General features: G+C 47.4%; 10 protein-coding genes. 8 read left to right on the top strand and 2 right to left on the bottom strand.

From position 1 onward, the window contains the following. Positions 1–287 precede the first annotated feature (287 nt). A complete protein-coding gene (locus QUB08_RS26135; protein WP_333228438.1) occupies positions 288–527 on the bottom strand; it encodes a helix-turn-helix transcriptional regulator in 240 nt (79 codons plus the stop codon). Positions 528–691: 164 nt separating this feature from the next. Here QUB08_RS26135 and QUB08_RS26130 point away from each other — a divergent pair, with 164 nt between their 5' ends. The 7 genes from QUB08_RS26130 to QUB08_RS26100 all read left to right on the top strand — a co-directional run bounded on the left by QUB08_RS26130 (position 692) and on the right by QUB08_RS26100 (position 10,884). After that, entirely contained in the window at positions 692–952 is a 261-nt protein-coding gene (locus tag QUB08_RS26130; RefSeq protein WP_333228436.1) for a hypothetical protein, read from the top strand. 218 nt (positions 953–1,170) lie between these two features. Beyond that, positions 1,171–1,839, top strand: coding sequence for a Uma2 family endonuclease (locus QUB08_RS26125; RefSeq protein ID WP_333228434.1), 669 nt, complete (start codon positions 1,171–1,173; stop codon positions 1,837–1,839). Positions 1,840–2,007: 168 nt separating this feature from the next. Further along, on the top strand, positions 2,008–2,268 hold the full coding sequence (locus tag QUB08_RS26120) for a DUF433 domain-containing protein (RefSeq protein WP_333228433.1): 261 nt from the start codon (positions 2,008–2,010) through the stop codon (positions 2,266–2,268). A 202-nt stretch (positions 2,269–2,470) separates the two neighbouring features. Then, positions 2,471–3,286, top strand: a complete 816-nt coding sequence (locus QUB08_RS26115; protein ID WP_333228431.1) for a PD-(D/E)XK nuclease family protein — start codon at positions 2,471–2,473, stop codon at positions 3,284–3,286. Positions 3,287–3,503: 217 nt separating this feature from the next. After that, positions 3,504–6,059 carry a DHH family phosphoesterase gene (locus tag QUB08_RS26110; protein WP_333228429.1) on the top strand — a complete coding sequence of 852 codons (2,556 nt, stop codon included), beginning with the start codon at positions 3,504–3,506 and terminating at the stop codon, positions 6,057–6,059. Between the two features lie 474 nt (positions 6,060–6,533). Then, positions 6,534–8,834: a serine/threonine phosphatase gene (locus tag QUB08_RS26105; RefSeq protein ID WP_333228427.1), complete on the top strand. Its 2,301-nt coding sequence runs from the start codon at positions 6,534–6,536 to the stop codon at positions 8,832–8,834. 808 nt (positions 8,835–9,642) lie between these two features. Next, entirely contained in the window at positions 9,643–10,884 is a 1,242-nt protein-coding gene (locus QUB08_RS26100; RefSeq protein ID WP_333228425.1) for a protein kinase domain-containing protein, read from the top strand. Between the two features lie 172 nt (positions 10,885–11,056). On the opposite strand, the gene QUB08_RS26095 is transcribed toward QUB08_RS26100, so the two are convergent. Next, a complete protein-coding gene (locus tag QUB08_RS26095; protein WP_193973492.1) occupies positions 11,057–11,275 on the bottom strand; it encodes a DUF4327 family protein in 219 nt (72 codons plus the stop codon). Between the two features lie 637 nt (positions 11,276–11,912). On the opposite strand from QUB08_RS26095, the gene QUB08_RS26090 reads away from it, so the two are divergent. After that, complete coding sequence (locus QUB08_RS26090) at positions 11,913–12,893, top strand: aspartate carbamoyltransferase catalytic subunit (RefSeq protein WP_333037021.1); 981 nt, start codon at positions 11,913–11,915, stop codon at positions 12,891–12,893. Positions 12,894–12,952 lie beyond the last annotated feature (59 nt).

The raw sequence follows: 12,952 nt of genomic DNA, 5'->3' as shown, positions 1-12,952 counted from the left end.
GCCTGATTGACGGCTCGATCAACTGACTGACGTAGCGATCTATCGCCTGACTCTTTTAAGATACAAGGGGCGGGTTTTACGAAAAATCTCAGCCTAAGACCCACAATCTCAAAAACCCGCCCAGACCTAATTGCAAAGCCCACAGTTTCATAAACCTGATCCTACAGGTAGATGGGGATTTGCCGTTGGGTGGGGGCGGGTTTAAAAGATGATCGATTTTAGACAATTATTGTCTGTAAAACCCGCCCCTACAAGACTTTACATTCTCTAATAAATCCAGAGGATTCTTACTCCGTCAGTTTTGTCTGTTCTTTCTTTTCCGTCGGCATTGACTTTCTGACAGCTAGCATCAACTCCGCTTCGCTACATCGATACAAATCTCGCATTCGGAATACTTGCCAAACTTCCATCTTTGGCAAGGTTCGGCTTTTTTCCCAGTTGCGAATTGAAGACTCCGCGCATTCTAGTTCCCGTGCTACGTCTAAGATTGTCAGCCCTGCACGTTCTCTCAAGGCTCTCAAATCCATAGCTGAATAAACCTTTTAATATAGCAAGTGTGAATATTTAGCGCCAAGTATTGACACATGAGGTGAGTTTGATGTTTAATCATAGTAGTAGAGGCGTTAGTCGATTTCCGGCAAGAGACTTACTAACGCCCTTTCCTGTAGTCCATAGAGGATACTAAACCATCATGCCACAAAACGGTTATCAACAGGGATTAACTGCGAATCCTAGTGCGATCGCGTACCAAAAACGCATTTACCCTTGGGCGATCGCCAAACTCATGCCCAGTATGCAGCGGGCGATTGTGGGGCGATTTCGCAGTCGATCGGATGCTGACGGACACTTGCTGTGTCTGCGTCAACTGATGCCTCAAGCAACGCTTGTCGTAGTCTTTGACTTGCAACCAGACTTAGAAGTACCAATGGTGGCGCCCACAGCAATTCGATAAGCACAAGGATTGCGATCGCCATTTGTAGGGGCGGTGCCCCCGTGCCCGCCCCTTCGTCTGACTGCAAGTCGATGTTTCTTGTATTGTCCTTCTTCCTTTTTAAGAATGACTCAGACTCGATAATTCATTCGTGTATCCCTGTAGTGCCTTCCTTCTTCCTTTGGCTATAAATAGCGACTTAAGTTAGGATAATTTTATCCTCAATTTGCTTTTAAATCATGACTTCTACAACTGCAAAATTCATCGTGTCTCAAGTGGGCGAAATTCCCCAATGGCAAGCCGCGACGTGGGAAGATTATGTAGCAGCCTGCGAAGATCCATCTTTGGAGGAAGCCAGAATATTTTTTTTTGAAGGATATCTTTGGATAGACATGGGTAATGAAGGGCCTCAGCACGCCAGATTTAACAACCTCTTGACACTGGTATTTTACGCCTGGTTTGTCAGCAAAGGAGGACAAGCTTTCGATGATTTAGGTGGATGTGTAATTGAGAAGCCAAAGGTGGGAGGAGGTGCGCCGGATATAATTTTATATATTGGCGGAGAATTCATCCAGTGGCAAAAAGGGGAACCGCGGCGAATCAATCTGAATCAATCGAGAATTCCCGATTTAGTGGTAGAAACTTCCGATACTACTTTGGCGAGCGATTTAGATGAAAAGAAGCGGTTTTATGCTGCGTTGGGAATTCCTGAGTATTGGGTAGTAGATATTAAGGGCGAAAGAGTTTTGGCATTTCGCTTGCAGGAAAACGGGAAATATCAGGAATGCGAAATTTCCGGAGCCCTTGAGGGCTTGCCAATTGCTTTACTATCGGAGACTTTAAAACTTTTGGGTGAGGGAAATGGGACGGCGGCGATGTGGTTTGCTCAACAAATTGGGAAGTTGTAGAGAGGTTGGCGAAAAGTGCGTGAAGCGTAGCTATCCCGTAGGGAATCGCCCTTACTTTTTATCAAAATTTTACGCAATGATCGATCGAATAGAAGCGTCAGGATCATAAACAGTTACACATTTTTATAATAAATCTATATAATCAAGTTAACTGACTTGAGAAAATGTATGACAACAACTGTAGTAGACATCGGGACTTTAATTATCCGCGATCCCAACCTTCGAGGCGGCCGTCCGATTATTGCTGAAACTGGTACTTCTGTCCGCCGCATCGCCGTTTTGTACAAGCAGGGTAACAGTGCCGAAGAAATTGCTAGGCTGATGACTCATTTATCGATCGCACAAGTTTATGCAGCTTTAACGTATTATCATGCTAATCGAGAAGAGATTGATACAGATTTAGCTGAGAAGAAGCTTACGAACAGTTAGCAGAGTTACACTACAAAAACCTCAAGACAAATCCATAAGCATTCGCACATGGGAAAAAAAAGTGCGATCGCACTCTACTCCAAAAACGCGATCGCCCTAATTTATCTGCGTTTATCTGCGTCCATCTGCCGACATCTGCGGTTAAAAAAAGATCGATCCCCCTTACAATCATAAAAAATATAAAATATAAAATCCTAAAAAAATGCTCAGACTATCCCAAACCCAACTCAAAATCCTCGAAGAATGCCCCCGCAAATTCCAACACAGCTACCTAGAACTCCTAGCCACCACCGCATCCCCAGAACACAAAGAAAAACTCACATGGGGAAGCCACTTTCACCTATTAATGCAGCAGCGAGAACTCGGACTTCCCATTGAATTTATCATCCAACAAGACCCCGAACTGGGACGCTGCGTGGCAGCATTTATCAACACCGCACCCGAACTTTTCGCTAATTCAGAAAATAGCGAGCGAATTTTCCGCCAAGCCGAACACCCCCGCACCCTAATTTTCCAAGACTACCTATTCACCGTTATCTATGACTTGCTAATAGCAGAACCAAACGCCGCCCAAATTCTCGACTGGAAAACCTATCCCCGCCCTCAAAAATCAAAATGGATAGCCGAAAGTTGGCAAACTCGCCTCTATTTATACGTCTTAGTAGAAACCAGCGACTATTCCCCCGAACAAGTTTCAATGACATACTGGTTCGTACAATTGCAAGGAGAAGAACCGCCGCAAAAACTCACATTTTATTACAACCAAACAGAACACGATCGCACAAAACAAGATTTAACCCACCTATTGCAGCAGCTAACCGACTGGCGACAGCGCTATACCGAAGGCGGCGAATTCTTACCCCAAGTAGAAATTAGTTCCAATCTTTGCAATTCCTGTCAATTTGCCACTCGCTGCAACCGTACAACAGACAACACAGCTTTCTCACCCAATCTTTCCGCAGAAACTCCCACAGATTGGCTACCAAATCTTGCTATAATCGACGAAATATATATTTAATATATAAACAAACCCCCCAAATTTTACTCGTTACTAGGCTCTGCCTGGTAACGCAGATACGGAGGCTCTGCCTCCAATTTTCCCGATCGTAAGCGAGGCAGAGCCTCTGGAAATGGGTTCCCAGGCAGAGCCGGGGACCCAGTGACTCGCTTAAGTTTTATTTAAACAAACAAGCCCTCGGATTCATCGGTGGTAAAAATCTAAAATCTAAAATCTAATGATAGAAACCCCTCAAACCTGGCAAAATCAACCCTTACCCCAACCCCCAGCTTGGCTAATCCAAGCTGTCAGGAACCATGCACCCGAACTCCCCGGAAACTATGCCGCCGCACTTCTGTGGTATAGAGGAATTCAAAACCCCGAACAAATACCCGGTTTCTTAAATCCCCAACTTTACCAACCAGCAAGTCCTTTTGAATTCGGACTAGAAATGAACTGGGCGATAGAAAGAATCCAGCAAGCACGAAACAGCGCAGAAAAAGTCGCAATTTGGGGAGACTTCGACGCCGACGGCATTACCTCAACCTCCGTTTTGTGGGATGGACTAGGAGAATTTTTTACTCAAAACGACCAACTAATTTATTATATTCCCAACCGCTTAACCGAATCTCACGGACTCAATATTCCGGGAATAGACGCCTTAGCAAAATCGGGAATTAGCTTAATTATTACCTGCGATACCGGCAGTACAAACATCGCCGAAATCGAATATGCGACTAGCTTAAATATCGATACAATTATTACCGACCATCATACATTACCGGACGATCGCCCGCCAGCTACAGCCATTATCAATCCCCGCTACTTTCCCCCAAGCCACCAACTATTTAACCTCTCAGGAGTGGGAGTAGCTTACAAATTAGTTGAAGCACTGTATCACACATTACCGGATATTCCGCAGCGCCCGCTCACAGATTTATTAGAATTAGTAGCGATCGGCTTAATTGCCGATTTAGTCCAACTTACAGGAGACAGCCGCTACCTAGCACAAATCGGCATCCAACAACTGCAAAAACAAATCGCAAATCCCACCCGCCCAGGAGTTGCAAAATTGCTCGAACTGTGCAATAGATCGGGCGATCGCCCAACCGACATTTCCTTCGGCCTCGGCCCCCGAATCAACGCCGTCAGCCGCATTCAAGGTGACGCCAGCTTCTGCGTAGAACTCCTCACCAGCCGCGACAAAAAACGCTGCGAAGAACTAGCAAATTTAACCGAAATTGCCAACTCCCGGCGCAAATCTTTACAAAAAGATGTTGCCAAAGATGCCGCCTACAAACTAGCCAAACTCGACCTCTCAACCACTAGCGTCATCGTCCTCAGCGACCCCCAATGGCCCGTAGGAGTATTAGGATTAGTAGCAGGACAAATCGCCCAAGAATACGGACGCCCCGCGATTTTATTCAGCACAGAAGGAAGCGAAGAAATTAATGAAAATTCCCCGGAAACGCAATTTATATCCTTATTAGATTCAGAATCACCAACACTTTTCCCATCCAAAATTGCCAGGGGTTCCGCCCGTTCCGCTAATCAAATTGACCTTTACCAATTAGTCAAAGACCAAGCGCATTTATTGGACAGATTTGGTGGTCATCCCTTCGCCGCCGGATTGAGTCTCCCTGTTGAAAATCTCCCTCTATTTACCGAGGCGGTAAATCAGCAACTGCGGCAACAATACAGCACCGATAGTTTAACAGCCGCCCCCGTTCAAGCCGACCTAAAAATTACTGTCTCCGAATTAGGCAAAGACTTATTTCAAGAACTAAAATTGCTCGAACCCTGCGGTATGGGCAACCCCGCACCCAAATTGCTGATTGAAAACTGCTGGTTTGAAAATCTATGGAATCAAAAAATCAAGGATTTGAAAGGGCAAAAAATAGAATATATCAAAACAGAATTTACAATCCGGGATGAATCTAGCGATATGGGATTTCCCGGCATTTGGTGGGGGCATAATCAAAATGAAGTTCCCCAAGGTCGCTGCGATGTCACCGTGGAACTAGATTTTAATACTTACAAATCGCGGTATGAAGTGCGCCTCGTAGCAGTGCGGGAACGCACGGAAGATAACCAAATCAATGCGTCCACTAAAATAGATTGGATTGTAGACTGGCGCAATAGAAATAATGATGAAGAGTTGTTAGCAGCCAGCACAAACTTAGAATCTCCAATGCCGATCGACAATCTAGTTTACAATTCCGAAAAGGTCGATCGCGAAAACTCGATCGTCCTCAAAGAATGCCCCGCAAGCTGGGACGAACTGCGGATCTGGTTTCGGCAAGCACAGCACACTCAGAAAAAACTTGCGATCGCCTACACATTACCCCCACTCGTACCCCCACAGCAAATCTGCCAACAGCTAATCGGCATCGCCAAATACCTCAGCCGCACAAAAAAAACCGTCACCAGACAACAACTCCGCCAAAAACTCGGCATCAGCGACACATCGCTGCAACTAGGGTTCAAAACCCTAACATATCTCGGTTTTCAAATCCATTATCGCGATCGAGCTTTCCACATCACCCGACAACCCGAAACCGCACACCAGGAAGACGCGCCAAAGCAAATCTCCCAACCGTTATTAGATAGCCAATCCATCCAATCCTCCGTGCCAAATTCCCCCATCGCCGCCCGTTTTGCAGCGCAATTCCTAGCAGCAGTCTCCGAAGAACAATTCCGGCGGAAATATTTCTCTGAAGTACCCCTGTCCACCATTGTGTCGATCGCCCGAGAGACCGTTTTCCAAGAAGATTCTACAGCAAATCCCTTCTAACTCACATCTTGCACCATTCTCAGGAACAGGCAAGATGCCTGTTCCACAAAGAGTTTTCTTGTGGAACAGGCATCTTGCCTGTTCATAAAAGCTTATTGAGAATGGTGCAAGATGTGAGTTCTAACTGATATCTAGCACCATTGTTAAGCATAGGCAGGATGACAGTTCCACTGATGAGATAACTTTTCTTGTCGGGCCCGCACTCGCGATCGGCCGGTGGGGCTGGCTTTCTCGCCCCTGAAGCGAGAGAGGTTTTTGTGGATCTGGCTTAAGAGGCTTATTCCTGACACGGATGCAACATCTCAGTTCTAAGAAATATCTTAGTTCTGAATTCATCCCGATAAAATAAGGCATAGGGCAATGGGAGTTATCCGTTGCGAGTCAGACCCAAAACTCATAACTCCTAACTCACAGGCCACAACCCAAAACTCCCCACCGCCAAACTCGATCGCCCATATCCAATTTAAAACCCCTATGCTTCTCTGTCCCCGCTGCCAATTTGAAAATCCCAATCCAAACAAATTTTGTCAACAATGCGGAAATTCCCTAATTTACAAACCTTGCCACGAATGCGGTGCCCAAGTCGCTTTTAGCGCCGCATTATGTCAGAATTGCGGTGTCGCAACAGGTCAAGTGTGGCGGGCGATTATCTGCGGTCGATCGAATTTTCCAGCAGTCGAGGCAGACGAGTCCACCCTACCCCCAGCCGAGTTTCCCCAAAAACCAGAGAGGGTTCCAGAAATCGCAAGGCGCCAAAACTCTCCTGAACCAATCACAGACGCCATTAAAACAGAAATAACCACCCCAGCCGAACCCCCAACAGCAGTCGAACCAACTTCTCCACTGACCGAAGTCGCCGAATTCAGCAGCATAGAAATTGACCCTGTGGTAGCCGTGGGGGCGATCGCACCACCATCCTTTCAAACAACAGAAAAAAGCTCTACTACAGCACCAGAGCGCGAAATAACCCGATCTGAGCAGCATTTTACAACCGCACCACAGCCTCAACAAATCCACGAAGCAACCGAGAACCCCGACAGCCCAAACATAGCTGACATCTCCCCCCAATCTCCAGAATTCCCCATCGCCAATTCAGAATATTTAATCCCTTCCCAGCCAGCAGGAGCTTATTTAGACACTCAGCAGCGCTACCAACTCCTAGAAACCGTGCCGCCGAGAAAACGCTCAGACACAGTAGCAGTAACAGTATTGGACTGTCAGCCGCTGGAAATGTCACCCCTCAAAGCCATGCTAGCAGCCAACTCTGCCAGCGTCGCCCGACGAACATCCCCCTATAGCGCAGCAATCAGCGGAGAAAATTCAACCAATTCCGCCTTAGCAGAGCTTTGCCAAGGCATAGCTGAACCTTATCTGGCACTGCGGTGGCAATTCTCTCAAAACCTGCCAGTCATTCACGATAGCTGGTCAGACAACGAACAGGCAGTCCTGCTGCTAGAAGACTGCTCCCAATGGCCGCTGCTGGTAGAACGGTGGAGTCAACCCGAAACTTCCACCCAGCAAATTTTATACTGGCTACACGAAATGACAGAACTGTGGGCTGCCCTAGAACCCTGGCGCTGTCGGCAAAGCTTGTTGGAACTGACAAATTTGCGAGTCAACCCCGACTCTTCCTTTTCCTTGGCTTCTTTGCGACTGCAATACCTCTATCCCGAACCCGCGGGCTCCAACCTGCAACTGGTAGATTTGGGGCAATTGTGGCAGGTGATATTTAGCCAGTCCGATCATCGCACTCAGTTTGGCGCATTGCTCGAACTGCTGCAACAAATGTACAGAGGCGAGATTAACACAATCGAAGAATTGCGATCGCGCCTAGAAACAGTTCCCCTCGAACTCCAACCCGCACCTTCACCAAGCTCAACCCCGACGCGCAGGCATTACCGCAGCCCCGACGAGTCCCCCCCCGAAGTTGGCGAGGTCTTAACCCAGCCCATGCCACTCCAGATTTACAGCTTAGAAGACGCAGGCCTCACCGATGTTGGCCGCACGCGCGACCACAACGAAGACTTCTTCAGCATCTGGACTCAGCTCAACAAACTCGAAAGTTCCTTCGGTCGCATTTTTCAAACCAAAGGGCTTTACATTCTCTGCGACGGCATGGGCGGACACGACAGCGGAGAAGTAGCCAGTCAACTAGCCGCTGAAACCCTCAGAGAATTCTTTCAAACCTGTTGGGAAAATCAACTACCTCCTGCAGACACCATCCGCGAGGGAGTGCTGCTAGCCAACAAAGCCATCTTTGAAATCAATCAAAAGGACGGACGCTCCGGCAGCGCCCGCATGGGTACAACTCTAGTCGCAGTCTTAGTTCAAGACACCCAATTCGCCGTTGCCCACGTCGGCGACAGCCGCCTCTACCGACTGAGAAAGGGACAAACCCTAGAAAAAATCACCTCAGACCACGAAGTAGGTCAGCGCGAAATTAAGCGCGGGGTTGACCCGGAAACTGCTTATGCCCGTCCCGACGCCTATCAACTAACTCAAGCCCTCGGCCCGCGAGACAGTAATTTTCTCAAGCCTGACGTGCAGTTTTTAGACTTGTGCGAAGATACCTTATTAATTTTGGCTTCCGACGGCCTGACAGATAATGATTTGTTGGAAACTCACTGGCAGAACACTCTCGAACCCCTGTTCAATCCCCAAGCTGATCTCGACCAGGGAGTTGCCCAATTGATTGAACTGGGCAACAAACGCAACGGTCACGACAATATCACGGCAATTATCATTCGGGCGCAGGTAGGCGCATTTCGATTTTAGAACTTGGATGCTGCCAACTTTTTCAAAGGTGGTGCTTTCCCCCGCGACCGCCTGGGTTAAGCCTGCAATTATTGCAGAGAAAGGATAAAACTTCGGCCGTTTCTGAACCAGGCTTTACTGCTTGCTCTGCTATTAGGAATCCGGTGTTGAAACAGCTTCCGTTTGATTGCTCAAAAACTGATTACAGCCCCATACGATTGCAGAAAAGCTGTTGAGGGCTAACCATTTATCAGTAGCTTGAATTTTGAGAGTCGGTTCTGATAATCTGGGGGGAAAACTGGCTTTATAGTGAGTGGATTACTCCTAGATGAAAGAGTTTTATCCTACAGAAAGAGTTAGTTTAATCCAAAAAAATCAACTAAAATGAAGTGAGGCAGCAGGTGGGCTGATGCGAAATCTGTTTTATACCCGATCGCTGTCGGGGCAATGTAGCCTAGGCGGGAATTGCCGGCCATACATGATGGGGGACGTAAATCACAACCTCCTGCTACAGCAAATTTACGTAAAAGTTTAGCGATTGTTTACCTACTTTTTGTAGTTTAAAGTGTTAAATCGAGCAAGTATGTTTTAAGGAGCGATCGACATCTCTTAATTTTTACGGATAATTGTTCCCAACAAACTCTTTATAACTTAATTGTTTATGGAATCTTTAATCATAATCAGGATATTATAAAGTTTTCGTGAAACTCACCGGTGAAGCTCATAATTAATTTTTAATTTCTAATTTTTCAAAGCCCTACGCCCCTAATCTGTAAATTCCCGCCAACTCTCACTGCCACATCAGGGAGTTCAACCACATCAAGCGAAAATGCTGCTGACTCTTTTAGATCCAGACAAACAGACCCCCCTGCAACAGTGGAGTTTCGAGAGCGAATCCATTATTCGCATCGGCCGCTCTCCAGAAAATCACGTTGTGATCCCCAATGCTCTAGTGTCACGGCAGCATCTGGAATTGCAAAGAGTTAATAGCGGGAGATCCAGCCAGTGGTATTTAGTCAATTCCGGGACAAATGGCACTTTGGTAAACGGTATTCTCATGTCTCAGGGTTGGATATCCGACGGTGCCCTGATCCAGTTGGCGCGGGGCGGCCCAATTCTGCAATTCCAAGTTATTACTATTGAACTCGGCGGCAAAATTAAGGCGAACCCCAACGTCAATCTCGTGGCACCGAGGTGTACCCACACGGGAAACCCGCCGGGGAATTTATTCTGCATCCACTGTGGCGAACCGATTAAAGTCGATCGCACTGTCCGACACTACCAAGTGTTGAGAACTTTGGGCCAAGGCGGTATGGGGACAACGACTTTAGCCTGGGATCGAGAGAAAGCGAAAGCTCAACAACCCGGAAGTTCCCCAGCAGCTTCTCTGGTAGTCCTCAAGGAAATGAATGCTGATATGGCTCAAATCGCCAAAGCTCAAGAACTGTTTGAACGTGAAGCTAAAACTCTCAAGGCCCTCCACCATCCGGGAATTCCTCAGTTTTTTGACTTTTTTGTGGAAGGGGGCAAAAAATACTTGGTGATGGAAATGCTCCACGGCGAGGATTTAGAAAAACGCATCTACAACCGCGGGCCTGTTGCTCCCCAACAAGCAATAGAGTGGATGATCCAAACCTGTGAGGTTTTGGACTACATTCACTCTCAAAAACCCCCGATCGTCCACCGGGATATTAAACCTGCTAATTTGCTGGTGCGCCACCGCGACAATTGCATTACAGTGCTGGATTTTGGTGCCGTTAAAGAAATCGGCACTCCTCCGGGCACTCGCATCGGCGTTGAAGGCTACACCGCACCAGAACAAGACCGGGGACAGCCTCTCCCTCAGTCGGATTTATATGCTATTGGGCCTACTTTGATTTTTTTGCTCACGGCCCAAAGCCCTCAAAACTTTTACGGGAAAATAGCTGGAGGTTACGGGTTTAAGCTTGAAAATATTCCGACGATCGCCCCCAAGCTGCGGGACACCATTTTGCGAACCACGGCAGCTAAGCCTGGGGATCGCTTTCAAACTGCTCAACAATTAGCTCGAGCTTTAGCAGCTTCGGTTTAACCAAAGTCAGAAGTCAAAACTCAAAAGCCAAAAGCCAAAAGTCACAAGTCATTAGGAAGAGGGCAAAGGCAAGAGGGCAGAGGGAAGAAGTTAGCCACGGAAATTTATGAAAGAAAATTTACCCGATCGCCTCGAAATTTCTCTCCGACACCCCAGTCCTCCGTCTCCTCTGTTATTCCTCGTCCCAAGCTTCTACAGCTATCAACTCGCTCACGGGGTCTTGCATAGAAAAATCAAACTCTAGCAATTGCTGTTTCCAGTACGGCCATTCGTCGCCGTAAAGCAGAGCAATTTTCCAAATACTGTCTGTCGGTTTGATAATGTCAGACGTGACGAGAGAATGCACCTGACGCTGGAACTTAACCATCGGCTGTATCACCTTCTGGCTCATAATACCTCTTGAATTGTTTAAATCTTGTGTAATTACCACTTCCCAGCGCACACTCTTTATCGCAGTTTCGCCAAGAACAGTCTAGCCAAGATACGTGTAGATTTTAGTCGGGAAGCTACATATTCAACTTGTATCTCAACACTGTTCGTTTTGACAAGGCCCTATAAGCAAGACTGAATAGTCAAGACCGACTTCAAAGAATTAATCATCTGTGAAATGTCGCACTGTATGCTGTCGATCGGCAGTGGAAGGTTTGCCGCCTCAATTGTTTCCACATAGTAGTAGATGCAAGGGCTGCGCTCGGCTTGTTCTGGAAAAGGCTGAGTTTGCGTAGGAGAAACTGCAACTACTGCGCTTTCGCTGCTACAGCGTAATTTCCGCTTTCCTGCGGGTAAACCACACCTGTTTCACCTTCGACGCTGGGTTCGCTGTGAGAGTGGGATGTGAACTACATAAACCGATTATAACTCTACTGACCGCAAAAGCGATCGAAAATTGTTGGATACTGTTGATCGCCACCCCTAAATGTCGATCGAACATTCTAGGCAGCCCCACGTGGGCCAGCAGGCAAGTTTCAAACCCATCGTCCGTCCTGATTGAGTCAATCTAAAATCTAAAATCTAAAATCTAAAATTGTATGACTTGGACAAGGCGACACATTCTCACTCTGGCTGATTTTACCTCGGACGAATACGATACGGTGCTGCAAACAGCAGCCAGTTTTCGGGAGGTGCTCGGCCGCCGCACGAAGAAAGTGCCGGCCCTGCAGGGTCAAGTGGTCGCGAATTTGTTTTTTGAACCTTCTACCCGGACTCGCAATAGTTTTGAGTTGGCGGCGAAGCGGCTGTCGGCAGATACGCTAAATTTTACCCCGGGAAGTTCTTCTCTGACGAAGGGGGAGACTATTCTGGATACGGCTAAGACTTATCTGGCGATGGGAACGGATTTGATGGTGATCCGGCACGAACAAGCTGGAGTTCCCAGCACGATTGCTTCAGAAATGGATCGCTTAGGTTCGAGAGTCAGCGTTCTGAATGCTGGAGACGGCCAGCACGAACACCCATCGCAAGGTTTGCTAGACTTATTTACTATTTGTGCTCTGTTAGATACCGAACGTCCGCGGCTGGAACTTTTAGCGGGTAAAAAAATTGCTGTGGTGGGGGATATCTTGCATTCGCGGGTGGCTAGGTCTAATATTTGGAGTTTAACGGCTTCTGGGGCAGAGGTTCATTTGGCCGGGCCGCCAACTTTGCTGCCGCTGTTGTTTGCTGAGTGTGGCGATGGTAGGGAAGGCAAGTTATTTTTGCATTGGCAGCTTGAACCTGCTTTGGCCGATGCTGATTTTGTGATGACTTTGCGGCTGCAAAAGGAACGGATGAGCGACCATTTGCTGCCGAGTTTACGAGAGTACCATTCTTTGTACGGGATTACGCGCGATCGGCTGAAACTCTGCAAGCCCGATGTGAAGGTGTTGCACCCGGGCCCAGTTAACCGTGGCGTGGAAATTAGTTCGGATTTGATGGACGATGCCCAGTTTAGCCTGATTTCTCAGCAAGTTACCAGCGGCGTGGCGGTGCGGATGGCATTACTTTATCTGATCGGCGGTGGTAAAGTTTAGGCTGTTAGTTGTGAGTCAGGAATTTCGGATATTCGATTATTTTCAGGAGCGATCGCATA

Source organism: Microcoleus sp. BR0-C5 (assembly GCF_036705045.1).
Lineage (GTDB): Bacteria > Cyanobacteriota > Cyanobacteriia > Cyanobacteriales > Microcoleaceae > Microcoleus.
This window is presented reverse-complemented; position numbering and strand designations above follow the sequence as displayed.